Source organism: Micromonospora sp. NPDC048894, assembly GCF_040649765.1.
GTDB lineage: Bacteria > Actinomycetota > Actinomycetes > Mycobacteriales > Micromonosporaceae > Micromonospora > Micromonospora antibiotica.
In genome coordinates this window covers 345,540-370,177 of record NZ_JBEZFY010000006.1, presented here as the reverse complement: position 1 = coordinate 370,177, position 24,638 = coordinate 345,540, and the positions used below count along the sequence as shown (strand labels likewise).

Below are 24,638 nucleotides of genomic sequence, written 5' to 3'. Positions count from 1 at the left end.
GAGGGGAGACGGATGACACCGGATCGACTGCGGGCCGCGCTGGAGGGCGCACCCGATCCCGACTGGCTGGAGACCGCACTGCGCCGCGTCGCGGCCGAGCCCGGCGCGGTCGGACGGTACTTTCCCGCCGCCGCCCGGCGGTGCGGCCGGCACGACCTGCCCGGCGCCCCCGGCTGGACCGCCGACGAGGCGGCGCGGGCGCTGCTGCTGGCCGCGCTCCCCGCCGACCAGGCCGCCGCGCAGGCCGAGGAGGTCTACCGGTACGGCGACGCCGCCGAGAAGCGGGCCGTACTCAAGGCCCTGCCGCTGCTGCCGATCGGCGACGCCGGGGTGCCGCTGCTGCACGACGCGATCCGCACCAACGACACCCGGCTGGTCGCCGCCGCGCTCGGCCCGTACGCCCGGCACCTGGCGGCGGACGCCTGGCGGCAGGCGGTGCTCAAGTGCGTCTTCATCGGGGTGCCGCTGGCCGTCGTCGCCGACCTCGACGACCGGGCCGACGGGGAACTGGCCACCATGCTCGCCGCGCTCGCGGCGGAACGGCACGCCGCCGGTCGGCAGCTCCCCGCCGACGCCACCGCACTGCTCGACCGGCTCACCATCAGGGAGGCGTGAATGCGCATCTTCGACCCGCACATCCACATGACGTCGCGGACCACCGACGACTACGAGCGGATGGCCGCCGCCGGGGTCCGTGCCGTGGTCGAGCCGGCCTTCTGGCTGGGGCAGCCGCGCACCAGCGCCGCCTCCTTCGCCGACTACTTCGACTCGCTGATCGGCTGGGAGCCGTTCCGGGCCGGCCAGTTCGGCGTCCGGCACCACGCCACCGTGGCGCTGAACCCCAAGGAGGCCAACGACCCGCGCTGCCGCCCGGTGCTCGACCTGCTGCCCCGCTACCTGGAGAAGGACGCCGTGGTCGCGGTCGGCGAGATCGGCTACGACGACATGACCCCGGCCGAGGACGAGGCGTTCGCCACCCAGCTCGCCCTGGCCGTCGACCACGACCTGCCGGCCCTGGTGCACACCCCGCACCGGGACAAGGCGCGCGGCGTCGAACGCAGCCTCGCGGTGGTCGCCGAGAGCGGCATCGCGCCGGGCCGGGTGGCGCTGGACCACCTCAACGAGGTGACCGTGAAGCTGGCCCGCGACAGCGGCTGCTGGCTCGGTTTCTCCATCTACCCGGACACCAAGATGTCGCCGCCGCGGATGGTGGAGCTGCTGCGCACGTACGGCACCGAGCGGATGCTGGTCAACTCGGCCGCCGACTGGGGCCGCTCCGACCCGCTGCTGACCCGGGCCACCGGTGAGGCGATGCTGGCCGCCGGATTCACCGACGACGACGTCGACCTGGTGCTCTGGCGCAACCCGGTGGAGTTCTACGGGCAGTCCGGCCGGCTCGACCTGACCGACCTGGACACCCCGTCCAGCGGCACCTTCGAGGGCAACTCCATCCTGCGCGGCGGCGACTGATGCGGCTGCGGCACGCCGACGGCAGCACCGTCCACCTCGGCTACTGCACCAACGTGCACCCCGCCGAGGACACCGCCGGCATCCTCGCCCAACTCGACACGTACGCCCTGCCGGTGCGCGAGGCGCTCGGCTCGGACCTGCTCGGCCTGGGGCTGTGGCTGGCCGCCCCCGTCGCCGCCGAGCTGGCCGCCGACCCGGCCGCCCGTCGCCGGCTGCGCGCCGAACTGACCCACCGGGGGCTGGAGGTGGTCACCCTCAACGGCTTCCCGTACGCGGCCTTCCAGGCCCCGGTGGTCAAGGGCGCGGTCTACCACCCGGACTGGACCACCGGGCAGCGGCTGCGCTACACCCTGGACCTGGCCCGGGTGCTGGCCGACCTGCTCCCCGACGACGCCGCCAGGGGATCGATCTCCACCCTGCCGCTGGCTTGGCGGCAGCCCTGGGACCCGACGCACGCCGGGGCGGCCCGCCGCCGGCTCGACGCGCTCACCGCCGGCCTGGCCGAGGTGGAACGCGACACCGGCCGCCCGGTGCGGGTCGGTTTCGAACCGGAACCGGGGTGCGTGGTGGAGAGCAGCGGGCAGGCCGCCGCGCTGCTGGCCGACCTCGACCCGCAACGCCTCGGGATCTGTCTCGACCTGGCCCACCTCGCCTGCGCCTGGGAGGAGCCCGTCGAAGCGCTGGCCCGGCTGCGTTCCGCCGGGCTGCCGGTGGTCAAGGTGCAGGTCTCCGCCGCGCTGGAGTCGGCCGACCCGGTCGCCGACGCCGAGGCGCTGGGCCGCTGGGTGGAGCCGAGGTTCCTGCACCAGACCCGCACCGCCGGCTGCGCCCACGCCGCCGACCCGGCCGACCCGGGGTACGCGGCCGACGACCTGGATGAGGCGCTGGCCGCGCGGCTGCCCGGGGCGTGGCGGGTGCACTACCACGTGCCGTTGCACGCCCCGCCCGAGCCGCCGCTGACCTCCACCCTGCCGGTGCTGCGCACCGCGCTGGCCGCGCTGCTCGCCGGCCCGACGGCCGGCTGCGACCACCTGGACGTCGAGACGTACACGTGGGGGGTGCTGCCGGCGGCGCGGCGTCCCCGCACCGATGCGGAGCTGGCCCTCGGGATCGCCGCCGAGCTGGCCTTCGCCCGCGACGAACTGGTCACCCTCGGCCTCACCCCGGCCGAGCGAGCCGTCCCGACGACCCTGGGGGTACGACGATGAGCGAGCGTCACCGACCGGGCACCGTGCGGTGCCACCGCCGTGCCGGGCGCAGCGGGATGTCGGCATGAGCCGCCGGCTGGTGGTGCTGGACGTGGTCGGGCTGACCCCCCGGCTGCTGGCCCACATGCCCCGGTTGCGTGCCGTCGCCGAGCAGGGGTTCTCCGCCGAACTGGGTACCGTGCTGCCGGCGGTCACCTGCTCGGCGCAGGCCACCCTGCTGACCGGTGAGCAGCCGTCCGGGCACGGCATCGTCGGCAACGGCTGGTACTTCCGTGACCTCGGTGAGGTGCTGCTGTGGCGGCAGCACCACGCGCTGGTCGGCGGGGAGAAGGTGTGGCAGGCGGCCCGCCGGGTCGAGCCCGGCTACACGGTGGCCAACGTCTGCTGGTGGTACGCGATGGGCGCGGACGTCGACTGGACGGTCACCCCCCGCCCGATCTACTACGCCGACGGGCGCAAGGAACCGGACTGCTGGACCGACCCGCCGGAGCTGCACGACACGCTCACCGCCGCGCTGGGCACCTTCCCGCTGTTCACCTACTGGGGGCCGGGGGCGGGGCTGCCCTCGTCCCGCTGGATCTGTCAGGCGGCTGAGCGGATCCTCGCCGACCAGGCCCCCGACCTGACCCTGGTCTACGTCCCGCACCTCGACTACGACCTGCAACGCTTCGGGCCGTCCTCGCCGCGGGCCGCCGCCGCGGCGGCGGAGCTGGACGCGGTGCTCGCGCCGCTGCTGGACGCCGCACGGGCCGCCGACGCGACGGTGGTGGCACTGTCGGAGTACGGCATCACCGACGTCTCCCGCCCGGTGGACGTCAACCGGCTGCTGCGCGCCGAGGGGCTGCTGCGGGTCTACACCCAGGACGGCATGGAGTACCTGGACCCGTGGACGTCCCGGGCGTTCGCCGTCGCCGACCACCAGATAGCCCACGTCTACGTGAAGGACCCGGCGGACGTGGCGGCGGTGGCGAAGCTCTGCGCCGGGCTGCCCGGGGTGGCCGAGGTGCTCGACGCCGAGGGCAAGGCGGCGGCCGGTCTGGACCACGAGCGGGCCGGTGAACTGGTGCTGGTGGCCGAGCCGGACTCCTGGTTCACCTACTACTACTGGCTCGACGACGCCCGTGCCCCGGATTTCGCCCGGAACGTGGAGATCCACCGCAAGCCCGGGTACGACCCGGCGGAGCTGTTCTTCGACCCGGCCGCGCCGGGTGCGGCGAAGCGGCGGGCGGGGGTGGCGCTGGCCCGCAAGAAGCTCGGCATGCGTTACCTGATGAGCGTGGTGGGTCTGGACGCGGGGGCGCGGGCGGTCCGGGGTTCGCACGGCCGGTTGCCGGCCGACCCGGCGGACGGCCCGGTGCTGCTCTGTTCCGACCCGTCGCTGGCCCGGGACTCCTTCGCCGCGACGGAGGTCAAGGCGCTGCTGCTGGACCTCGCCGGGCTGGGAGCGGGTGCCGACGGGGCGTCGACGGCCCCGACCGGCCCGCCGGGCACGGGGGACCGGCGGTGACCCTCACCGCCGCCCCGACCGACGCCAGTGAGCTGCGGACCCGCTTTGACGCCGAGCTGGTGGCCTTTCTCGACCGGCAGGGCCCGGACTGGCCGGACGGTGCCCCACGGGGCATCTTCACCGCCCTGCACCGGTTCGTGCTGGCCGGCGGGAAGCGGCTGCGTCCGCTGTTCTGCTACTGGGGTTGGCGGGGTGCCGGGGGAGCGGACGACCGCCCGATCGTGGTGGCCGCGGCGGCGTTGGAGCTGTTCCACGCGTTCGCGCTGATCCACGACGACATCCTCGACGGCAGTGACCACCGTCGGGGTGCGCCGTCGGTGCACCGGGTCTTCGCCGAGCTGCACACCCGTTCGGCGTGGCGGGGCGACCCGGAGACCTACGGCCGCAACACCGCCCTGCTCTGCGGGGACCTCTGCGCGGCCTGGTCGGATCAGATGTTCCACGAGTGCGGGATGACCTCCGCGCAGATCTGGCAGGGGTACCGGGTCTTCGCCCGGATGCGTACCGAGGTGATCGCGGGGGAGTACCTGGATCTGGTCTCCGGGGTCGGGGACGGCTCGGTGGCCAGCGCGCTCACCGTGATCCGGATGAAGGCGGCCCGCTACACGGTGACCCGGCCGTTGCAGATCGGTGCGGCGTTGGCCGGGGCCCCGGCGGAGCTGGTCGCCGCGCTCGTCGACTTCGGTGACCCGCTGGGGGACGCCTTCCAGCTCCGCGACGACGTGCTGGGTGTCTTCGGTGATCCGGCGGTGACCGGGAAGTCGATCCTGGACGACCTGCGGGAGGGTAAGCCGACGGTGATGATGGCGATGGCCCGCGACGCCGCCGACCGGGCGCAGGCCGCCCGGCTGCGGGAGTTGTTCGGCAACCCTGAGCTGGACGCGGCGGGGGCCGCCGACCTGCGGGCCATCATCGAGGCGACCGGCGCGCGGGAGAAGATCGAGCGGCTGATCCGGGTCCGGGCCGACGCCGCCCGGGTCGCGCTGGCCCAGGTGCCGCTGGCGGAGCCGGCCCGTGCCGCCCTGGCGGGCCTGGCCGACCAGGCCGTGCACCGGCAGCACTGAGCCGGGCCGCTCCGACGGTCCGGGCTGTGGGTCCGGCGCGGTGGGCGGTGCTCCGACCGGCAGCCGCCCGGTCTTTCATCAGATGAATGTGGATTCCCGTACGGCCGGGTCGTCCCCGACTGCCGGCCGGTGCCGCCGGGCTGCGGCAGGTCGGGGCTACCCGGGGTGGAACTGCTCGTCACCGTTCGGTGACCCACGGGTCGACCGGCCCGCCGCTGCTCGGCGCGGGACCGGGGATGCCCGACCGGTGGACGGGCTTCATCTGATGAAAACCCACACCGGTGGGCAGAGGGTATGGACATTGACATAGGTCACCATTAATGTTTGTGGCATCACGGGCATGTTTCGTCAAGGTGAACCGGCGGCGCGGTAACCCCTCGACGAGCGACCTTCCGCCGGCGGTTCGCGCCCCGGCCGAGGGTTCTGACCGGCCGACCGGGGCACCCCCGGCCGCCCGGCCTGCCCTGCCACACCCCACCACTCCACCCCACCACCCCGGCATCCGGCGCGGCGGCACGCGTCCCGCCCTGGCCGTGATCCGTCAGGAAGGGACAGCCCTCCAATGTCCACAAAGGACTACACCGGTCACCGTTCCCGACGGTGGCTACCCTCCGCAGCAGCACTGCTGCTGGCCGTCACCGCCGGTACGGTCGCCGCCACCACCACCGGCCCGGCCGCCCCGGCCGCCGCGCACACCATCAACGCCAGCGACTTCCAGCAGGTCGAGCTGGCCCGGGGCGTCAACGAGATGGGCGAGCCCATGTCGCTGGCCGTGCTGCCGGACCGGTCCGTGCTGCACACCGCCCGCAACGGCACCGTGCGGCGCACCGACTCCGCCGGCGTGACCCGGGTGATCGGCACCATCCCCGTCTACACCCACGACGAGGAGGGGTTGCAGAGCCTCGGGGTCGACCCGAACTTCGCCACCAACCGGTTCATCTACCTCTACTACGCGCCGCCGCTGTCCACCCCCGGCGGCGACGCGCCCGCCACCGGCAGCAACTGGTCAGCCTGGCAGGGCGTCAACCGGCTCTCCCGGTTCACCCTCAACAGCGACTTCACCATCAACCAGACCAGCAAGGTCGACGTGCTGGACGTGGCGACCGACCGGGGCATCTGCTGCCACGTCGGCAGCGACATGGACTTCGACGCCGCCGGGAACCTCTACCTGTCCACCGGCGACGACAGCAACCCCTTCGACTCCGCCGGCTACTCGCCGCTGGACGAGCGGACCAACCGCAACCCGGCGTACGACTCCCAGCGCGGTGCCGGCAACACCAACGACCTGCGGGGCAAGCTCCTGCGGATCAAGATGAACGCCGACGGGACGTACTCGATCCCGAGTGGGAACCTGTTCCCCCCGGGCACCGCGAAGACCCGCCCCGAGATCTACGCGATGGGCTTCCGCAACCCGTTCCGGATCAGCGTCGACAAGGCCACCGGCGTCGTCTACGTCGGCGACTACGGGCCGGACGCCGGCAGCACCAACGCCAACCGGGGCCCCTCCGGCCAGGTCGAGTTCAACCGGGTCACCGGCCCGGGCAACTACGGCTGGCCGTACTGCACCGGCACCAACACCACGTCCGAGACGTACAACGAGTGGAACTTCGCGACCAACTCCACCGGCCCCAAGTACAACTGCACCGGCGGGCCGACCAACAACTCGTTCCGCAACACGGGCCTGACCACCCTCCCGCCGGCCAAGCCCTCCTGGATCCGGTACGGCGGCGACGCCGGCAGCCCGGCCGCGTTCGGCGGCGGCTCCGAATCCCCGGCGGCCGGCCCGGTCTACCGGTACGACCCGAACAACCCCTCGGCGACGAAGTTCCCGCAGACCTTCGACGGGCAGTTCTTCGCCACCGAGTTCGGCCGGGGCTGGGTCAAGCCGATCCACGTCAACTCCGACGGGTCGCCCGGCACCATCGACAGCTTCCCCTGGGTGGGCAAGCAGGTGATGGACTCCGCGTTCGGCCCCGACGGGGCGTACTACCTGCTCGACTACGGCACCGGCTACTACAACGGTGACGCCAACTCGGCCCTGTACCGCTTCGACTACGTCGGCGTCGGCAACCGGGCGCCGGCCGCCCGGGCGAGCGCCGACCGGACCTCCGGACCCGCGCCGCTGACCGTGAACTTCTCCTCGGCCGGTTCCGCCGACCCCGAGGGCGGGGCGTTGACCTACTCGTGGGCGTTCGGTGACGGCACCACCTCCACGGCGGCCAACCCGACCAAGACGTACACCGCGGACGGCTCGTACACCGCGACGCTCACCGTGCGGGACCCGCAGGGGGCGACCGGCACGAACAGCGTGACGGTCAGCGTCGGCAACACCGCCCCGACGGTCACCATCAACGGCCCGGTCGACGGCTCGCTGTTCTCCTTCGGTGACACGGTGCCGTTCAGCATCACCGTCACCGACCCCGAGGACGGCACGGTCGACTGCACCAAGGTCAAGATGACCTACGTGCTCGGCCACGACCAGCACGGTCACCAGATCTCCTCGGTCGACGGCTGCTCCGGCACGATCACCATCCCGGTCGACGGCGAGCACGACGACGCGGCGAACATCTTCGCGATCTTCGACGCCGAGTACACCGACGCCGGTGGGCTCACCACGCACACCCAGCACACCCTCCAGCCCCGGCACCGGCAGGCCGAGCACTTCAAGACCTCGTCCGGCGTCGCCACCTTCGACAAGACCCCCGCCGAGGGCGGCAAGACCGTCGGCAACATCGAGAACGGGGACTGGATCGGGTTCTCCCCGTACCAGATCGGCAACGTCACCTCGTTCACCGCCCGGGTCTCCTCGGCCGGTGCCGGCGGCACCCTCCAGATCCGCGCCGGCTCGGCCACCGGCACCGTGCTCGGGCAGGCCACCGTGCCGGTCACCGGCGGCTGGGACACCTTCACCACGGTCACCGGCACGGTGTCCGGCGCACCCACCGGCACCACCACGCTCTACCTGACCTTCGCCGGTGGCACCGGGCTGCTCTACGACCTGGACGCGTTCACCCTCAACACCGGCACCGTCCCGCCGCCGACCAACGGCACCGGGCCGATCAAGGGCCTGGGCGGCAAGTGCCTGGACGTGCGTAACGCGGCCACCGCCGACGGCACCCAGGTGCAGATCTTCACCTGCAACGGTGGGGCCGGGCAGACCTGGACGGTCACCCCGAACGGCCCGATCAAGGCGCTGGGCAAGTGCCTGGACGTCAACGGCGGCGGCACCGCCAACGGCACCAAGATCCAGCTGTGGACCTGCACCGGCGGCAGCCCGCAGGTCTGGTCGGCGCAGACCGACGGGACCCTGCGCAACCCCGCCTCGGGCAAGTGCCTGGACGTCTCCGGCAACACCTCGGCCGACAGCACCGTGGTCCTGCTGTGGACCTGTAGCGCCGCCGCAAACCAGAAGTGGACCCTGCCCTGACCTGACGGGCGCGGGACCGGCAGTGTCCGGTCCCGCGCCCCCGGCGTACTGGAGCACGACATGAGACTTTTCCGGCCCATCCTCGGCGCGGCCACCGCCGTCCTCGCCGCCCTCGCCTGCACCGCCCCGGCCACCCCCGCGTCGGCCGCCGACGTCGCCTACGACGTGCTGGTCTTCTCCAAGACCGCCGGCTTCCGGCACGACTCCATCGCGGTCGGCACCCAGGCCATCCGTGACCTGGGCGCGGCCAACAACTTCACCGTCACCGCCACCGAGGACGGTGGCCAGTTCACCAGCGCCAACCTCGCCCGGTTCGAGGCGGTGATCTTCCTCAACACCACAGGCGACGTGCTCAACGCCAGCCAGCAGAGCGCCTTCGAGTCGTACATCGCCGCCGGTGGCGGGTACATGGGCGTGCACTCCGCCGCCGACACCGAGTACGACTGGCCGTTCTACGGCAACCTGGTCGGGGCGTGGTTCGCCTCCCACCCGGCCATCCAGCAGGCCACCGTACGGGTGGAGGACCGCGCGCACGCGGCCACCGCCCACCTCGGCCCGACCTGGCAGCGCACCGACGAGTGGTACAACTTCCGCACCAACGCCCGCTCCACCGCGCACGTGCTGGCCAACCTCGACGAGTCGTCGTACTCGGGGGGTGGGATGGGGGCCGACCACCCGCACGTGTGGTGCAAGACGTACAACGGCGGCCGGTCGTTCTACACCGGCGCCGGGCACAACCAGTCGGCGTACTCCGAGCCGGCGTTCCGGGCCCACCTGCTCGGCGGCATCCGGTACGCGGCCGGCCGGACGAAGGCCGACTGCCGGCCCGAGACCGGTTACACCGCCCTCTACAACGGCTCCACCAACGGCTGGTCGCAGGCCGGGCCGGGCAGCTTCACCAACTCCAACGCCACCCTCAGCTCCGTCGGCGGGCTGGGCATGCTCTGGTACAGCGCGAAGCAGTTCACCAACTACTCGCTCAAGCTGGACTGGAAGGTGGACGGGGACGACAACTCCGGCGTCCTGATCGGTTTCCCGCCGTCGAGCGACCCGAACTCGGCGATGGACAACGGCTACGAGGTGCAGATCGACGCCACCGACACCGTCGACCGGACCACCGGCTCGGTCTACTCGTTCCAGGCCGCCGACCAGGCAGCCCGGGACGCGGCGCTGAACCCGCCGGGGGAGTGGAACACCTACGAGCTGCTGGTCGAGGGGGAGCGGCTCCAGGTTTTCCTCAACGGAGCGAAGATCAACGACTTCACCAACACCAACCCGGTGCGCTCGCTCGCCGGCCACATCGGCATCCAGAACCACGGCACCGGTGACGACGCCTCGTTCCGCAACATCCGGATCAAGGAGCTGGGCGGCACCACGCCGACCAACGGCACCGGCCCGATCAAGGGCCTGGGCGGCAAGTGCCTGGACGTGCGCAACGGCGCCACCGCCGACGGCACCCAGATCCAGATCTTCACCTGCAACGGCAGCGCCCGCCAGACCTGGACGGTGACCCCGAACGGCCCGATCAAGGCGCTGGGCAAGTGCCTGGACGTCTCGGGCGGCGGCACCGCCAACGGCACGAAGATCCAGCTCTGGACCTGCACCGGTGGCAGCCCGCAGGTCTGGTCGTCGCAGTCCGACGGCACCCTGCGTAACCCCGCCTCGGGCAAGTGCCTGGACGTCTCCGGCAACAACTCCGCCGACAACACCGTGGTCCTGCTCTGGACGTGCAGTTCCTCCGCCCCCAACCAGAAGTGGACCCTCCCCCAGTAACCCCACCCACCCACTCCGCCCCCGGCTCCCGTCCGTGGGTTCGCATCGGTGATCAAGAGGTTTGCGTCACGCGGGTCGCCCGTCGTGACGCAAACCTCTTGATCGTCGTGGGCGAGTGGGCGAGTGGGCGGGCTGAGGCGGGTGGGGGAGCGGGGGCTGGTGGGTGGGGGAGAGGGGTTTCGTGGGGGGTGGGGTGGGCTTAGAGTGGTGGGTGGCGACCTGCGGGTGGCCGGTGACCCGACGGGAGGCGCAACCCGTTGGGCCCAGGTGCGCGTGCACCCACCGGTGATCCGGCACGGCCGCCGACGTACCGGCCCGGCCCGGTCACCCTCGCCCCGGTCCCGCCCAGGAATCCCCACCACAACAGGGGAGAGACAGACGATGGCGCGACCGATCACGCTCTTCACCGGCCAGTGGGCCGACCTGCCGTTCGAGGAGGTATGTCGGCTCGCCTCCGAATGGGGCTACGACGGACTGGAGATCGCCTGCTGGGGCGACCACTTCGAGGTCGACAAGGCGCTCGCCGAAGACTCGTACGTCGAGCGCAAGCGGGAGACGCTGGCCAAGCACAACCTGAAGGTCTTCACGATCTCCAACCACCTGGTGGGCCAGGCCGTCTGCGACCACCCGATCGACGAGCGGCACCAGGACATCCTGCCCGCCCGGATCTGGGGCGACGGCGAACCCGAGGGGGTACGCCAGCGGGCCGCCGAGGAGATCAAGGACACCGCCCGCGCGGCGGCGAAGCTCGGGGTGGACACGGTGGTCGGCTTCACCGGATCGTCCATCTGGCACACCCTGGCGATGTTCCCGCCGGTGCCGCCGGCCATGATCGAACGCGGCTACCAGGACTTCGCCGACCGTTGGAACCCGATCCTCGACGTCTTCGACGAGGTGGGGGTGCGGTTCGCCCACGAGGTGCACCCCAGCGAGATCGCGTACGACTACTACACCACCAAGCGGACCCTGGAGGCGATCGACCACCGGCCCGCGTTCGGCCTCAACTGGGACCCGTCGCACTTCGTGTGGCAGGAGCTGGACCCGGTGAACTTCATCTTCGACTTCGCCGACCGGATCTACCACGTCGACTGCAAGGACGCGAAGGTACGCACCGGGGACGGTCGGCGGGGCCGGCTCGCCTCCCACCTGCCCTGGGCCGACCTGCGGCGCGGCTGGGACTTCGTCTCCACCGGCCACGGTGACGTCCCCTGGGAGGACTGCTTCCGGGCGTTGAACGCGATCGGCTACACCGGGCCGATCTCCGTGGAGTGGGAGGACGCCGGGATGGACCGGCTGGTCGGTGCGCCGGAGGCGCTGGAGTTCGTCCGCCGGCTCGCCTTCGACGCCCCGACGGCGGCGTTCGACGCGGCGTTCAGCAGCGGCAAGGACTGAGACGTACTTCGGGCCGGTCGCCACGTGGCGACCGGCCCGAACGACGTACGGACGATCAGAGGGTGCTGCCGTTGGTGCCGGTGCCCGGCGCCTTGGGCTTCGGGGTGGTCACCGACGAGCTGGTCGGGCTGACGCCCGACTTGGCGCCGACGGTGGCGGGGGCGCCCGCGAAGGCGTCGTCCGCCGGGGTCAGCTCCGGCTTGCCACCGTTGCCGGTGTGCAGCTTCTCGCCGAGCTTGGACTGGCCGAGCTTGTCCTTGCCCTCGCTGTAGAGGCGGTTGGCCTGGGCCTGCGCGACCCCGGCCGCCTCCTGGACGGTCGGGTGGTCGAGCACCTTGCGGCCCCGCACCACCAGCTCCTCGTACTTCTCCCGGCCGGCACGGGCGCCCAGGACGAAGCCCGCAGCCAGCCCGCCAAGAAACATGATCTTTCCGCGCATGGCGGCTCCTTCCGTACCTGACGCTCCCGTCGTTCCCGTCCGGTGGTGCCGGTCGGGAACGACCATCGTCGCGCCCCACAATTTCTCGGTCGACAGCTAACTACCCATCCTGCTCCGCAGTCATACCTGCTTGGGTGGGGATGGCGATTTGTCCTTATTGTTGAGGCTGATCGTCCCACCCCGTGGCGACGCGGTCGAAAGCGGCAACCCCCTGGACCGAACCCCCCCGAAGTCCTGTACTCTTGTGCCGTCGCCGAGCGCCGGAGAGATCCGGTTCACTGCGACACGGCAGTCCCCCGTAGCTCAATTGGCAGAGCAGCCGGCTGTTAACCGGCAGGTTTTTGGTTCGAGTCCAAACGGGGGAGCACAATCCCCACCACGAGCCCGTCGGCACCTGCCGACGGGCTTTTCCCTGCGCCCGCCCCCGCCGCCGCGACCCGCGCGCGGTCATCGCCACACCCGCGCCACCGCTACCCGCCCCGCTCTTCCGCTCTGCTGCTCTGCTGTTTTCGCCCACCGCTCTGCTGCCCCCCCTGCCCGCGCCGCTCTGCTGCCCGCGTCGCCGCTACCCGCCCCGCTCTGCTGCCCGCCCCGCTTCCGTTCGCCTCGCTCGGTGTCCGGCTGCTGTCGCCGGTGCCGCCGGGTCCGTCCGTGGAGATTTGTTGTCGCCGGGGCAGCAAGAAGTCTCCACGATCCTCGGGTGCGGAGGGTGGGTGCGCCGGTCGGGGGCGGTGAGGGGGCCGGGGCGGTGAGGGGGCCGGGAGTACGACTCGGGGCAGCGCCGGCAGGTGGCGTGAGGGCTGACGCGAGGTGGATGGGCGGTTTCGGCCCCGGGCGGCGTATTCGGACGGCAGGATGACAACTGTCGACCTAGACTCCTGTTGCGTCGATTGCTGCGTCGATTGAGGGGTGGACCGGGGATGGCCGGTGGGCGGAGCCGGGGCGCGGCCACGCTGATCGCCGTGGCGGTCGTGCTGGCGTGGCTGGTCGTCGGTGGGATCGCCGGGCCGTACGCGGGAAAGTTGGGCGACGTCGCGACCAACGACAACGCCTCCTTCCTGCCTGCCGACGCCGAGGCGACCCGGGCGCAGGACCTGGCCGCCGGCTTCGTCGCGGAGCCGACCACCCCCGCCCTGGTGGTCTATGCCCGAAGCACCGGCATCACCCCCGCCGACACCCGGCGGGCGGTCGCCGACAGTGCCCGGTTCGCCCAGGTCGACGGGGTCGTCGGGCCGCTGCCCCCACCGATCGCCAGCCAGGACGGGCAGGCCCTGCAGGTGGTGGTGCCGATCGACGACTCCGAGGGGGAGCGGATCGGCCAGGTGGTCGACGAACTGCGGAGCATCGCGGGGGGCGACCGCGACGGGCTCACCGTGGACGTCGCCGGCCCGGCCGGTCTGCTCGCCGACCTGATCGAGGTCTTCTCCGCCATCGACGGGCCACTGCTGCTGGTCACCCTGGTGGTGGTGCTGATCATCCTGCTGATCGTCTACCGCAGCCCGGTGCTCTGGGTCTTTCCGCTGCTGGCGGCAGGGATGTCGTACGCGTTGGCGTCGGTCTTCGTCTACTCCCTGGCCAAGAACGACGTGATCAAGCTGAACGGGCAGGCCCAGGGCATCCTCACCGTGCTCGTCTTCGGCGCCGGCACCGACTACGCATTGCTGCTGATCGCCCGTTACCGGGAGGAGCTGCACCGGCACGAGCGCCCCTGGGACGCCATGCGCGCCGCCTGGCGGGGTGCCGCCCCGGCCATCGCCGCCTCCGGCGCGACCGTCATCGTCAGTCTGCTCTGCCTGCTGTTGTCCAGCCTGAACTCCAACCGGGCGCTCGGCCCGGTCGCCGCCATCGGTATCGCCGCCACCCTGCTGGTGATGCTGACGTTCCTGCCCGCCCTGCTGGTGCTCGGCGGCCGGCGGGCGTTCTGGCCGCGTACCCCCAGGGTGGACCGGGCGGACCCACAGGCCGAACACGGGCTGTGGGCCCGGATCGCCGGCTTCGTCGCCCGGCGGGCCCGGGTGGTCTGGCTGACCACCGCCGTGGTGCTGGCCCTGCTCACCCTCGGCCTCACCCAGCTCGGTGCGACCACCCTCGGCCAGTCGGAGCTGTTCACCGACCGCACCGACTCGGTCGCCGGGCAGGAGGTGATCGCCCGGCACTACCCGGCCGGCACCGGCAGCCCGGCGACCATCTTCACCCGCCAGCAGAGCGCCGGGCAGGTCGCCCAGGTCGCGCAGGGCGTGCCCGGGGTGGCCGCCGTCCGCCCGGTGACCCGGCGTGACCAGACCGGTCCGCCGGACCCGGACGCCCCGCCCCTGGTCGTCGACGGGCGGGTGCAGCTGGAGGCGACCCTCACCGACCCGCCGGACAGCGATGCGGCCGAGCGGACCATCCGCGACCTGCGTGAGGCGGTGCACCGGGTGCCGGCCGCCGACGCCGTCGTCGGCGGGTTCACCGCGATCGACGTGGACACCTCCGACGCGTCCACCCGGGACCGCAACGTCATCATCCCGGTCGTCCTGGCGGTGATCGCGGTCATCCTGGCGCTGCTGCTGCGGGCCCTGGTCGCGCCGGTGCTGCTGATCGCGACGGTGGTGCTGTCGTTCCTGGCCACCCTCGGCCTCTGCGCGGTGATCTTCCGCTACCTGCTGGACTTTCCCGGCGTCGACGCGTCGTTCCCGCTGTTCGCCTTCGTCTTCCTGGTCGCCCTGGGCATCGACTACAACATCTTCCTGATGAGCCGGGTCCGCGAGGAGTCGGTCCGCCGGGGCACCCGGGCGGGGGTGCTGGCCGGGCTGACCGTCACCGGCGGGGTGATCACCTCCGCCGGCATCGTGCTCGCCGCCACCTTCTCCGCGCTGGCCGTACTCCCGTTGGTGGTACTGGTCGAATTGGGTGTGGCGGTGGCCGTAGGGGTACTGCTGGACACCATCGTGGTCCGCTCGCTGCTGGTGCCCGCACTGTCGTACGACATCGGGCCGAAGGTGTGGTGGCCGAGCCGGCTGTCCCGGTCGGCGCGCAACGACACGGAGGTGCAACGTGCCCGCTGAGACGGACGTGGTGATCGTCGGCGGTGGACTCGCCGGGCTGGCGGTCGCCCGCCGGCTGCACCGGGCCGGGGTGCCCTGGCGGCTGCTGGAGGCCGGCGACCGGATCGGCGGCCGGGTCGCCACCGACACCGTCGACGGCTACCTGCTCGACCGGGGCTTCCAGGTGCTCAACACCGCGTACCCGAGGCTCGGCACCCTGCTCGACCTGGGCACCCTCGACCTCGGGTGGTTCACCTCCGGGGTGCTGGTCCGCCGCGGCGACCGGCTCGACCGGCTGGTCCATCCGCTGCGCGAACCCGGCGGCGCACCCGCTACCGCGCTCGCCGGCATCGGTTCGCTGGCCGACCGGCTGCGCTTCGCCGCCCTCGCCACCGGTTGCGCCACCCTGCCGGCGCACCGGCTGCTGACCGCGCCGGAGACCACCAGCGAGGCGGCGCTGCGCCGGGCCGGCCTGTCCGACACCATCATCGAGGAGCTCATCCGGCCGTTCCTGTCCGGCGTGCTCATCGACCGGGAACTGGAAACCTCCAGCCGCGTGCTGGCGATGATCCTGCGGTCCTTCGTCCGGGGCCGCATCGGCCTGCCCGCCCGGGGGATGGCCGCGCTGCCGCAGGCCGTGGCCGCCCCGCTGCCCGCCGACCTGATCACCTGCGACACCCCGGTCACCTCGGTCGCCCCCGGCCGGGTCCGCACCCCGGACGGTGAGATCGCCTGCCGCGCCGTCGTGGTCGCCGCCGACCCGCCGGCCGCGACCACGCTGCTGCCCACCCTGCCCCGGGTACGCACCCACAGCTACACCACCTACTACCACAGCGCCCCCGAGGCGCCGCTCGACGAGCCGATCCTGCTCGTCGACGGCGACCGGCGGGAACTCGTCGCCAACACGGTGGTGGTCAGCCGGGCCGTCCCGTCGTACGCCCCGGCCGGGCGGCACCTCGTGGCGACCTCCGTGGTCGGCCCCGACGCTCCGCCCGAGCCGACGGTCCGGGCCGAACTGGACCGGCTCTACGGATGCTCCACAGCGGACTGGGACCACCTGACCACCGTGTCGGTGCCGCACGCCCTGCCCGCCGCACCCCCGCCGCAGGGACGGCTGCGTAAGCCGGTGGCGCTCGGCGGAGGGATCTTCGTGGCCGGTGACCACCGGGACAGTCCGTCCATCCAGGGGGCTCTGGCCAGCGGCTGGCGTACGGCCGGGGCGGTGCTCACGGAACTGCGCGCGGCGGGCTGATCCGCAGGCTCGCGCAACACCGGTTCGGGTGCGTCCGGATCGACTGCTGACTGTTATTCTCGCGTTGCCCATCGTACCGGGCGGTGACTTCTCGTCCTACCGGTTCGGGTGCTGGCAGGTGGTCTGGCGGGCAGGTTACGATCCGGCGCGGTATCGGGGCGGTAGCTCAGCGGGTTAGAGCAGGGGACTCATAATCCCTCGGTCGCGGGTTCGAGCCCCGCCCGCCCCACGGACTTCTCTGACCTGCGGTTCTTGGCCATGTCGCAGTCGTCATGCGAACCGGTTGATCGAAGTTTCGAGCCTTTCCTGGCGAGCGGTTGATGATGCATGCATAATGAATGCATGGTTGCTCTCCAGATTCGGGACGTGCCGGAAGAAGTACGAGACGCCCTGGCGGCACAGGCCAAGGCGCGCGGGCAGTCACTCCAGGCGTACCTGCTGGATCTGGTGGAAACGCAGGCCCGGCGGCTGCGCAACACCGCGGCCCTTGATCGCTTCGCCGGCCGATCGGACGGTGCTCGCTCCCTACCGGGGGAGAGCGCGGCCGAGTTGAATGACCAGCGGGAGCAGCGCGGACCATGGGGAAGCGCGGCATGATCGTCGTGGATGCGTCGGTTCTGGCCGATGCCCTGGTCGACGACGGGCCGGTCGGCGACGCGGCGCGGGCGGAGCTGACCGGAGATCCGCACTGGGCCGCACCGAGCCATCTTCTGGTTGAGGTCATGTCGGTGATCAGAGGCAAGGTTCTCGGTGGGAAGCTGGGCCTTGCCCGGGCTCAGGAGGCGATCGACACCCTGCCCTCGTTGGTCATCGATGAGGTTGCCATCGCTGTGCTGCTCGACCGGATGTGGCAGTTGCGGGGCAATGTCACGGCGTACGACGCGGCTTACGTCGCGGCGGCGGAGCTGGTGGCCTGCCCACTCGTGACCGGTGATGGTCGGCTCGCCAAGGCCAGCGGCGTCCGCTGCGAGTTCCGATTGCTCGCGGTGTCCTGACGGTGGCCGCCCGAGGATCATCGGCCTGACGCCCTTGGGTCGGCAAACCTGAGTGGAAGCGGGTCACCGGCGATCGTGGCGGTGTGGTTCGCATGGTGGTACCTCCGGCCCACCAGCGCAGACATGGTCAGTCGGTGCTCTGCCGGTGCCCGCGTACCCGGGGTTGTCCAGGTTCATCCGTTACGGGCGGCAGGGTCGGCGTGGGGCGCGTCGAGTCGGTCCGTTCTGTGCCGTCGTGGCCGTTCTGCTGGGCGGCGGGCATCTCCCAGGGCGCCTGGGGCAGCACGCGGCCGGTTTCGAGCAGTGACTTCAGGTTGGCCATGACCGCGGGCCAGCCGGCGGAGACGGCCTCGAAGTCGTCGTCGGACGGCAGGTTTACGTGCGTGACGGTCAGTCGGACGATGTCCCGGTGCGGTTCGATGAGGAAGGTGACCGTGGAGGCGTCCGGCCCGGCTTCGGCGTCGACGTTGCCGAAGGTCATCACCAGCCGGGTCGGCGGGGTCGCTTCGAGGATCGTGCCGCCGCCGTCGGCGATGCCCGAGCCGTCGGTGCGTTGGTGTTCCCACCGGGAGCCGGGCCGCCAGTCGGAGACGTTGCGGTGGCCCCAGTAGGTGCCGGTCAGGTCCGCATCGGTCAACGCCTCCCAGACCCGTTCCGGGGTGGCGTGGATGTAGGTCACGTATACGAACGTGGGCCTGGTGACGTTCATCTGCGGCTCCTCTGCCTGTCGGCGGATCCCGTCGAGCACCCGCAGCCGAGGTTCCTCGAAGGCGGCGATCCAGCGTTGCGGCAATTCGTGGATGGGGACGGGGTTGAGATAGTGCCACTTCTCCCGGCCTCGCCGGACGGCGTTGACCAGGTTGGCCTCCTGCAACACGCCGATGTGCTGCGTCACCGACTGCCGGGTCATGGCCAGCTGGGCACAGAGTTGGCCCAGGGTCTGACCGTCTTCCCGGCGAAGGCTGTCGAGCAGGCGGCGGCGGGTCGGGTCGGCGAAGGCCGGGAGCGGGCAAAAGCAAAGGCAGGGAGTAGACGCCTCCCTGCCACCTCTAACGTATATCGCACCCTGGGGCTTGTGGCAAGACCCCGGTGCTGGTGCAGAATCTCCACTCGACGCCAGAACCTGGCGAAATCTGTGATTCGCGAAGCATGTGTTGGTATCGACGCAACGGGCGGCGCGAACAACCGAACGGGGATTCCATGATCGACGTCATCGTCGTGGGCGGCGGACCGACCGGCCTGATGCTGGCCACGGAGCTGCGGCTGCACGACGTACGGGTGGTGGTGCTGGAGCGCGACGCCGAACCGACAAGCGTGGTGCGCTCGCTCGGCATGCACGTACGCAGCATCGAGGTTCTCGACCAGCGGGGCCTGCTGGAGCGGTTCCTCGCCCACGGCAAACAGTTCCAGGTCGGCGGCTACTTCGCCGGCATCGCCAAGGAGTGGCCGTCGCGGATGGACACCGCGCACGGATACATCCTCGGCATCCCGCAGCCGGTCACCGAGCGGCTGCTGACCGAGCACGCCACCGGGGTCGGCGTCGAGATCCGGCGGGGCACCGAACTGGTCGGGCTGAGCCAGGACGCCGACGCGGTGACCGCCGAGCTGGCCGACGGCACCCGCCTGCGTACCCGCTATCTCGTCGGCTGCGACGGCGGTCGCAGCACCGTTCGCAAGCTGCTGGGTGTCGGCTTTCCCGGTGAGCCCACCCGGAACGAGACGCTGCTGGGCGTGATGGAGCTGACCGCGCCGCACGACGAGGTCGTCGCGGTGATGACCCGGGTACGCAGGACGCAGCTGCGGTTCGGGGTCGGCCCGGTCGGGGACGGCGAGGGGCTGTACCGCGTCGTCGTACCCGCCGCAGGGGTGAGCGAGGACCGGGCGGTCCCCCCGACCATCGAGGACTTCCGGCAGCAGTTGCAGGCGACCGCCGGCACCGACTTCGGGGTGCACTCGCCCCGCTGGCTGTCCCGCTTCGGCGACGCCACCCGGCTGGCCGACCGGTACCGGGTCGACCGGGTGCTGCTGGCCGGCGACGCGGCGCACGTGCACCCGCCGCTGGGCGGACAGGGGCTCAACCTCGGTATCCAGGACGCGTTCAACCTGGGCTGGAAGCTGGCCGCACAGGTCGCCGGCTGGGCACCCGACGCGCTGCTGGATACGTACCAGGCCGAGCGCCGGCCGGTGGCGGCGGACGTGCTGGACAACACCCGCGCGCAGACCGAGCTGATGGCGCTGGAGGCGGGCCCGCAGGCGGTGCGGAAGCTGGTGGCGGAGCTGATGGACTTCGAGGAGGTCAACCGGTACCTGATCGAGAAGATCACCGCGATCTCGGTCCGGTATGACCTCGGTGCGGGCCACGACCTGCTCGGCCGGCGGCTGCGCGACGTGGGGCTGAAGCGGGGACGCCTCTACGGGCTGATGCACCAGGGGCGGGGGCTGCTGCTGGATCAGACCGGCGGGCTCTCGGTGGCGGGCTGGGCGGACCGGGTCGACCGGGTCGACGACGTCAGCGAGGAACTGGACGTGCCCGCGCTGCTGCTGCGCCCGGACGGACACGTGGCGTGGGTCGGCGACGACCAGCAGGAACTGCGTGCCGAACTGGCCCGGTGGTTCGGGTCCGCCACCGCTCACGCATCGTGAGTCGGCTCGGTGTGGGTGAAGAACTGCACCACCACGAAGCCGAGCACCAACGCGGCGGCCGGCAGGAAGATGCTCGTGCCCATCGCCTCGGCGAATGATCCGCGCAGCACCTCGGGCAGCGGCCCGGTGGACTGGGCGGCGGCCCCCGCCGACACCGTGCCGCCGGACTGCCCGAACCTGCTCTCGACCTGGTGCTGCATGAGTACGCCGACGGCGGCGCTGCCCAACACGGCACCGACCTGACGGGTGGTGTTGTAGACACCGGAACCGGCGCCGGCCAGCCGCAGCGGAATGTTGCGGTTGGCCGTCGCCGTCAGCGGCCCCCAGATGAACGCGTTGCCGACACCGACCAGGGCGAGCGGTGCCAGGACGGTGCCCACCCGGGTGTCGTCCCCGGTCACCAGACCCAGCCAGAAGAGGGCGCCGGCGTTGGTGGCGAAACCGAACCCGGTCAGGTAGCGGGGGTGCACCCGGTCGGCCAGCTTGCCCGCCGGCAGCGCCAGCGCCCCGGCGAGGACGGCCAGGGGGATCAGGAGCGCCGCCGACCCGGTGGGGCTCAGGCCCATCGACTTCTGCGCGAACAGCATCAGCGGGACGGCCATGCCGGTGATCGAGAAACCCATGCAGGCGACGGCGACGTTGGACAGGGCGAAGTTGCGGTCCCGGAACAGCGCCAGCGTCATCAGCGGGTGGGCCGCCCGGGTCTGCCACCACACGAACAGCAGCAGGGTGGCGACGCCGGTGCCGATCAGGCTCCACACCGTGATGGGCACCGGACCCACCTCACGCACGAGCCCCCAGTCGTACCGTTGCCCCTGCTGGAGCCCGAACGCCACCAGGAACAGCCCGACCCCGCTCAACGCGATGCCCGGGTGGTCGACCCGCTGCCGGTGGGCCGGCAGCGTCGGCACCAGCACCGTCGCGGCGACGAAGGCGGCCACGCCCAGCGGAAGGTTGATGAAGAACACCCACTGCCAGCCGAGCCCGTCGACGAGGAGGCCACCCGCCAACGGCCCGACCAGGATCGCCACCCCCGCCACCGAACCCCACACCGCCATGGCGGTGCCGCGCTGCTGCCGGGGGAAGGTGCGGGTGATCACGGCCATCGTCTGCGGCGCCATCAGCGCCGCGCCGAGGCCCTGGACCACCCGCGCGGCGATCAACACCTCCGCGGTGGGTGACAGCCCGCACCACACCGAGGCGGCGGTGAACAGCAGCAGACCGAGCAGGTACGGGCGCTTGGGGCCGAACATGTCACCGAGTTGGCCGGCCAGCAGCAGCGGCACCACGTAGGCCAGCAGGTAGCCGCTGGTGACCCAGACGACCGCGTTGAGGTCGGTCTTGAGGTCCACCCAGATGGCGTCGGCGGCCACCGAGACGATGGTGGAGTCCAGCAGGATCATGAAGATGCCCGCCAGCATCGCCCACAGCGCCGGCCAGGGGCGGTAGCCGGGGGGCAGCCCCGACGTGTCGTCCGGCGTGGGCGTCGGCCCGGTGGTCGGCCCGGGGTCGGCTGCCCGGTCGGGTTGCCGGCCGACCGGTGCCCCGCCGGCGACGTCCGGCCGCGCCTGCCGTCCGGCTACCTGATCGTGGTCCATGTGGGCCTCCAGTGGTGACTGTCATCGCTGCCGGGAGGTCGGCTGCCGCGGCCGGGCCCGACGACGGCAACCGCCGGGCCGCCGGTTGCCGCCGGCCGACGGTCGGCCGGAGCCGCCCGGGCCGGCCGTTCCCGCAGCACGTGGGGGCCGGCCCGGCCGGTCGCCCCCGCCGCACGGCACGTCCGCCACCGCAGGCTCCCACAGCAGGTGGCCCCGCGACCACGACCACGACGCCGTGTGTCGGTGCGGGCCGGTGCGGTCGGTCATGGCTAGCTGACCAGTGGCTCGGGCTCACCCGAGTGCCGCGCGACCGGGGCCAACTGCGCCGGACCACCCGCGTACGGGAGCAGGCACGGGTTGCCGCCGGGCAGGTCGCGGACTGCCCGGCCGGCGGGCTGCCGGGTGTTCTCCCGCCCCGGCAGGACCGGGGCCGTCGGCTGCCCCTGCACGGTGACCTCGGTGATCTCGTAGAACCAGTGGATGGTGTCGCCCTTCGTCACGTAGCTGGCGGCGTACTCCTGCCGCCCTTTCTCGAACTGGGCCAGCAGCGAGTTCTTCACCTGCAACCACTCGTCGGTGTAGAACAGCAGCGGGATCTCGATGCGTTCGAGCAGCCGGGACCGGATGACGCTGCCGTCCTGGGGTGGATGCGTCGACCGGGAACGGGTGAAGATGTCGGCGATGCCGATCAGCGAGTTCAGCCCGATGATGGCGCGTCCGTTCGCGGTCAGGTGGTCGGGCAGTTGTTGCAGAAAGCGCAGCAGGACGCTGTCGCCGTAGAACATCGCCTCCAGGCCGAGCGAATGGTGCTTCTCGTCGAGTTCCGCGATGAGATTGTCCGACGGGGTGCGCCAGCCGGGCGGGTTGAAGACGATGAGGTCGAACAGGGCCGGCTCCCCGTCCACGGCGGGCGGAAAGAGGTCGCTGTGCCAGAAGTCGATGGTCGGGACACCGAAATTGGCGAGTTCGTTCTGTCGGGCGGTGGCGACGGCGGAGGCGGAGATGTCGGTGGCGGTGACCGAGGTGGCGCCCAGGTGGCGTAGCAGCAGCGCGATCGCGCCACTTCCGGTGCCGATCTCCAGGATGCGGCCGGTGATGTCCCGTCCGCGCAGGCTGCGGACCAGGTAGTCGCCGAGGGCGATACCGGCGCGGCTGACGTGGAAGGTCCCCGGTCGGTCGAACAGGCGGAAGTGGTGCCCGCACCCGAACTCGGCCTCGTAGGTGTCACCGTCGGGGCCGCCCACCGGGGGGACGTCGGTGCCGGTGGGCGGTACCTCAGCCATCGGACCCACCGGGGCGTGCGCCGCCCTGCGAGACTCCGTCGATGGACGCGGTCACGCCGAGGGATCCTCGGACGGTCATCCGTCCCGTGGGGCCAGCACTGACGATGAACAGACACCCGGCATTGGTCATGGCCATTTCCCCGATGTGTGTGGCGATCCTGGTGCGACTGCCGGGCCGAGGTGCGCGGTCTGTGGTTCAGCGGATCGCGCCCGTGGACCGATGGTGACTCGACCGGTGGGCAATAGGATTTGCGACGAGCCGTACCCCCCGGTCACGGCAACGAACGGTGTCACATAGACATTCATGATCACAAGCATATGAATGTCTGCAATTATTGCCCCCAATGACGTGATGTCGGGCGGGCAGGTGTGGGGTCGCCGTCCGTACGGACGGCGACCGACGGATTCCCGACCGGGTCCAACGTGGCCGGGGAACCGGCACCCGCCCCCCGGGGCGACGGCACACCGTCCGGACCGGGCCCGCCGCGAGTGGCGGTGCCCGTTCGGTCAGAGCGCATTCTCGGCATCGATGAACCTCACGAGTTCCGCGAGCGGAACGGCGCGCTCCGGTGCGGCGGTACGGACGAACCGCTTTTCCCTGCGCAGGTACTCGGAGAAGAAGTCGATCCGCTTGGCGAAGAAGCGCTCCAGGGTGGAGGGGTCGTCGAAGCTCTCGTTGATGACGAACAGGCGGTCCTCCAACCCGAGCAGTTTCAGCATGTAGTCGAGGATGTCGCCGGTAGCGGCCTCGGAACGCCCGCTGACGTGGTAGATGTCCTGCCGCGGCGACGCCATCTCGGCCGCCACGATCGCCCGCAGGTCCGCCACGACGTGATCCACCGGAATGAAGGACAGCCGGGTGCTGCGGTCGGCGGTGAAGCGGACCGACTCGTCGGAATCGCCGAGCATCTCCCGGAACTTGCGCAGTTCGCTGAGGAAGCCGTAGAGGCCCGTGTAACTGCCGCTGGGCCGGTAGTCGTGCGAGGTGCCGGTGATGATCGAGGGACGCAGGATCAGCCGCCGTGGCCCGTCGAAGCCGGCCACCAGGTGCTCGGCCGCGCACTTGCTCTCCTCGTAGACGTTGCTGAACCGGGGCGGCCGGTGCAGCGCCTCGGGCACCTCGCCGTGCAGCGTGCCGCAGGTGAACGCCGTCGACACGTAGACGAACAGGTCGGCACCGAGCTCCGTCGCCAGCTCCAACGCGTGCCGGGTGCCCTCGACGTTGGTGCGGAACACCTGTTCGCGCTGTCCCCGCCGCCACTGCAACGACGCCGCGAGGTGCCAGAAGACCAGCGGCCCGGCACCGCGCCGGACGGCGTCGGGGGCGACCCCGCAGCGCGGTTCGGTCAGTTCCGACTCCACCACGGTCATCCGGCGGCGGGCCGGCGGAAGGTCACCCCCCGCCTCGTCCAACGCCGCGTGGACCCGGTCGCTCGCCGGTTGCCGCGAGGTCCCCCGGGCCAGCGCGGACACGTTACCGGCGGTGTCGTCCAGGAGGAGGTCGGTCAGCAGGTGGCTGCCGACGAACCCGGTCGCACCGGTCAGCACATGGTCGGTCATC

The 24,638-nt window shown here is 71.6% G+C and carries 18 protein-coding genes and 2 tRNA genes; 15 read left to right on the top strand and 5 right to left on the bottom strand.

Annotation, left to right across the window (positions count from 1 at the left end):
• Positions 1 to 12 precede the first annotated feature (12 nt).
• From AB0C22_RS16215 to AB0C22_RS16180, 8 genes are all read left to right on the top strand, one after another.
• Positions 13 to 615, top strand: coding sequence for an EboA domain-containing protein (locus AB0C22_RS16215; protein WP_194821097.1), 603 nt, complete (start codon positions 13 to 15; stop codon positions 613 to 615).
• Entirely contained in the window at positions 616 to 1,470 is an 855-nt protein-coding gene (locus AB0C22_RS16210) for a TatD family hydrolase (protein ID WP_208568834.1), read from the top strand.
• Positions 1,470 to 2,678 carry a metabolite traffic protein EboE gene (gene eboE, locus AB0C22_RS16205; RefSeq protein WP_219464223.1) on the top strand — a complete coding sequence of 403 codons (1,209 nt, stop codon included), beginning with the start codon at positions 1,470 to 1,472 and terminating at the stop codon, positions 2,676 to 2,678. Before AB0C22_RS16210 ends, eboE begins: the two co-directional genes overlap by 1 nt.
• 64 nt (positions 2,679 to 2,742) lie before the next feature.
• Positions 2,743 to 4,185 (top strand): nucleotide pyrophosphatase/phosphodiesterase family protein, encoded by a 1,443-nt coding sequence (locus tag AB0C22_RS16200; RefSeq protein WP_357535616.1) that lies wholly within the window; start codon positions 2,743 to 2,745, stop codon positions 4,183 to 4,185.
• Positions 4,182 to 5,249, top strand: a complete 1,068-nt coding sequence (locus AB0C22_RS16195; RefSeq protein WP_208568837.1) for a polyprenyl synthetase family protein — start codon at positions 4,182 to 4,184, stop codon at positions 5,247 to 5,249. The genes AB0C22_RS16200 and AB0C22_RS16195 overlap by 4 nt, the downstream gene beginning before the upstream one ends.
• A 562-nt stretch (positions 5,250 to 5,811) precedes the next feature.
• Positions 5,812 to 8,676: a carbohydrate-binding protein gene (locus AB0C22_RS16190; protein ID WP_357535614.1), complete on the top strand. Its 2,865-nt coding sequence runs from the start codon at positions 5,812 to 5,814 to the stop codon at positions 8,674 to 8,676.
• 60 nt (positions 8,677 to 8,736) lie between these two features.
• Positions 8,737 to 10,449: a ThuA domain-containing protein gene (locus tag AB0C22_RS16185; protein WP_219464219.1), complete on the top strand. Its 1,713-nt coding sequence runs from the start codon at positions 8,737 to 8,739 to the stop codon at positions 10,447 to 10,449.
• 381 nt (positions 10,450 to 10,830) lie between these two features.
• Complete coding sequence (locus AB0C22_RS16180; RefSeq protein ID WP_357535612.1) at positions 10,831 to 11,841, top strand: sugar phosphate isomerase/epimerase family protein; 1,011 nt, start codon at positions 10,831 to 10,833, stop codon at positions 11,839 to 11,841.
• Positions 11,842 to 11,896: 55 nt separating this feature from the next.
• On the opposite strand, the gene AB0C22_RS16175 is transcribed toward AB0C22_RS16180, so the two are convergent.
• Positions 11,897 to 12,280, bottom strand: coding sequence for a hypothetical protein (locus AB0C22_RS16175; RefSeq protein WP_219464218.1), 384 nt, complete (start codon positions 12,278 to 12,280; stop codon positions 11,897 to 11,899).
• 292 nt (positions 12,281 to 12,572) lie between these two features.
• Here AB0C22_RS16175 and AB0C22_RS16170 point away from each other — a divergent pair.
• The 6 genes from AB0C22_RS16170 to AB0C22_RS16145 all read left to right on the top strand — a co-directional run bounded on the left by AB0C22_RS16170 (position 12,573) and on the right by AB0C22_RS16145 (position 17,553).
• Positions 12,573 to 12,645, top strand: a tRNA-Asn gene (locus AB0C22_RS16170).
• Positions 12,646 to 13,200: 555 nt separating this feature from the next.
• The gene (locus AB0C22_RS16165) at positions 13,201 to 15,327 is read left to right on the top strand and encodes an MMPL family transporter (RefSeq protein WP_357535609.1); all 2,127 of its coding nucleotides are present in this window, start codon (positions 13,201 to 13,203) and stop codon (positions 15,325 to 15,327) included.
• Entirely contained in the window at positions 15,317 to 16,558 is a 1,242-nt protein-coding gene (locus AB0C22_RS16160) for an NAD(P)/FAD-dependent oxidoreductase (protein ID WP_219464216.1), read from the top strand. The genes AB0C22_RS16165 and AB0C22_RS16160 overlap by 11 nt, the downstream gene beginning before the upstream one ends.
• Before the next feature lie 155 nt (positions 16,559 to 16,713).
• A tRNA-Ile gene (locus AB0C22_RS16155) sits at positions 16,714 to 16,787 on the top strand.
• A gap of 113 nt (positions 16,788 to 16,900) precedes the next feature.
• The gene (locus AB0C22_RS16150) at positions 16,901 to 17,155 is read left to right on the top strand and encodes a hypothetical protein (protein WP_092381133.1); all 255 of its coding nucleotides are present in this window, start codon (positions 16,901 to 16,903) and stop codon (positions 17,153 to 17,155) included.
• The gene (locus tag AB0C22_RS16145) at positions 17,137 to 17,553 is read left to right on the top strand and encodes a type II toxin-antitoxin system VapC family toxin (RefSeq protein WP_219464215.1); all 417 of its coding nucleotides are present in this window, start codon (positions 17,137 to 17,139) and stop codon (positions 17,551 to 17,553) included. The genes AB0C22_RS16150 and AB0C22_RS16145 overlap by 19 nt, the downstream gene beginning before the upstream one ends.
• Positions 17,554 to 17,680: 127 nt before the next feature.
• Here the strand turns inward: AB0C22_RS16145 and AB0C22_RS16140 are convergent, their stop codons facing one another.
• Complete coding sequence (locus tag AB0C22_RS16140) at positions 17,681 to 18,613, bottom strand: SRPBCC domain-containing protein (protein ID WP_357535764.1); 933 nt, start codon at positions 18,611 to 18,613, stop codon at positions 17,681 to 17,683.
• A gap of 140 nt (positions 18,614 to 18,753) precedes the next feature.
• On the opposite strand from AB0C22_RS16140, the gene rox reads away from it, so the two are divergent.
• The gene (rox, locus tag AB0C22_RS16135) at positions 18,754 to 20,196 is read left to right on the top strand and encodes a rifampin monooxygenase (protein WP_357535606.1); all 1,443 of its coding nucleotides are present in this window, start codon (positions 18,754 to 18,756) and stop codon (positions 20,194 to 20,196) included.
• On the opposite strand, the gene AB0C22_RS16130 is transcribed toward rox, so the two are convergent.
• The 3 genes from AB0C22_RS16130 to AB0C22_RS16120 form a co-directional block, all read right to left on the bottom strand.
• Entirely contained in the window at positions 20,184 to 21,794 is a 1,611-nt protein-coding gene (locus tag AB0C22_RS16130) for a DHA2 family efflux MFS transporter permease subunit (protein WP_219464212.1), read from the bottom strand. The genes rox and AB0C22_RS16130 overlap by 13 nt on opposite strands.
• 269 nt (positions 21,795 to 22,063) lie before the next feature.
• On the bottom strand, positions 22,064 to 23,077 hold the full coding sequence (locus AB0C22_RS16125; RefSeq protein WP_219464211.1) for a class I SAM-dependent methyltransferase: 1,014 nt from the start codon (positions 23,075 to 23,077) through the stop codon (positions 22,064 to 22,066).
• 507 nt (positions 23,078 to 23,584) lie between these two features.
• On the bottom strand, positions 23,585 to 24,637 hold the full coding sequence (locus AB0C22_RS16120) for an SDR family oxidoreductase (RefSeq protein WP_219464210.1): 1,053 nt from the start codon (positions 24,635 to 24,637) through the stop codon (positions 23,585 to 23,587).
• Between the last annotated feature and the right edge of the window lies 1 nt (position 24,638).

What these genes read in the sequence shown, in the direction of transcription:
- AB0C22_RS16215 (WP_194821097.1), top strand. Translation starts at nt 13, where the DNA reads ATGACACCGGATCGACTGCGGGCCGCGCTGGAGGGCGCACCCGATCCC.
- AB0C22_RS16210 (WP_208568834.1), top strand. Translation starts at nt 616, where the DNA reads ATGCGCATCTTCGACCCGCACATCCACATGACGTCGCGGACCACCGAC.
- eboE (WP_219464223.1), top strand. Translation starts at nt 1,470, where the DNA reads ATGCGGCTGCGGCACGCCGACGGCAGCACCGTCCACCTCGGCTACTGC.
- AB0C22_RS16200 (WP_357535616.1), top strand. Translation starts at nt 2,743, where the DNA reads ATGAGCCGCCGGCTGGTGGTGCTGGACGTGGTCGGGCTGACCCCCCGG.
- AB0C22_RS16190 (WP_357535614.1), top strand. Translation starts at nt 5,812, where the DNA reads ATGTCCACAAAGGACTACACCGGTCACCGTTCCCGACGGTGGCTACCC.
- AB0C22_RS16185 (WP_219464219.1), top strand. Translation starts at nt 8,737, where the DNA reads ATGAGACTTTTCCGGCCCATCCTCGGCGCGGCCACCGCCGTCCTCGCC.
- AB0C22_RS16180 (WP_357535612.1), top strand. Translation starts at nt 10,831, where the DNA reads ATGGCGCGACCGATCACGCTCTTCACCGGCCAGTGGGCCGACCTGCCG.
- AB0C22_RS16175 (WP_219464218.1), bottom strand. Translation starts at nt 12,280, where the DNA reads ATGCGCGGAAAGATCATGTTTCTTGGCGGGCTGGCTGCGGGCTTCGTC.
- AB0C22_RS16165 (WP_357535609.1), top strand. Translation starts at nt 13,201, where the DNA reads ATGGCCGGTGGGCGGAGCCGGGGCGCGGCCACGCTGATCGCCGTGGCG.
- AB0C22_RS16150 (WP_092381133.1), top strand. Translation starts at nt 16,901, where the DNA reads ATGGTTGCTCTCCAGATTCGGGACGTGCCGGAAGAAGTACGAGACGCC.
- AB0C22_RS16145 (WP_219464215.1), top strand. Translation starts at nt 17,137, where the DNA reads ATGGGGAAGCGCGGCATGATCGTCGTGGATGCGTCGGTTCTGGCCGAT.
- rox (WP_357535606.1), top strand. Translation starts at nt 18,754, where the DNA reads ATGATCGACGTCATCGTCGTGGGCGGCGGACCGACCGGCCTGATGCTG.
- AB0C22_RS16130 (WP_219464212.1), bottom strand. Translation starts at nt 21,794, where the DNA reads ATGGACCACGATCAGGTAGCCGGACGGCAGGCGCGGCCGGACGTCGCC.
- AB0C22_RS16125 (WP_219464211.1), bottom strand. Translation starts at nt 23,077, where the DNA reads ATGGCTGAGGTACCGCCCACCGGCACCGACGTCCCCCCGGTGGGCGGC.
- AB0C22_RS16120 (WP_219464210.1), bottom strand. Translation starts at nt 24,637, where the DNA reads ATGACCGACCATGTGCTGACCGGTGCGACCGGGTTCGTCGGCAGCCAC.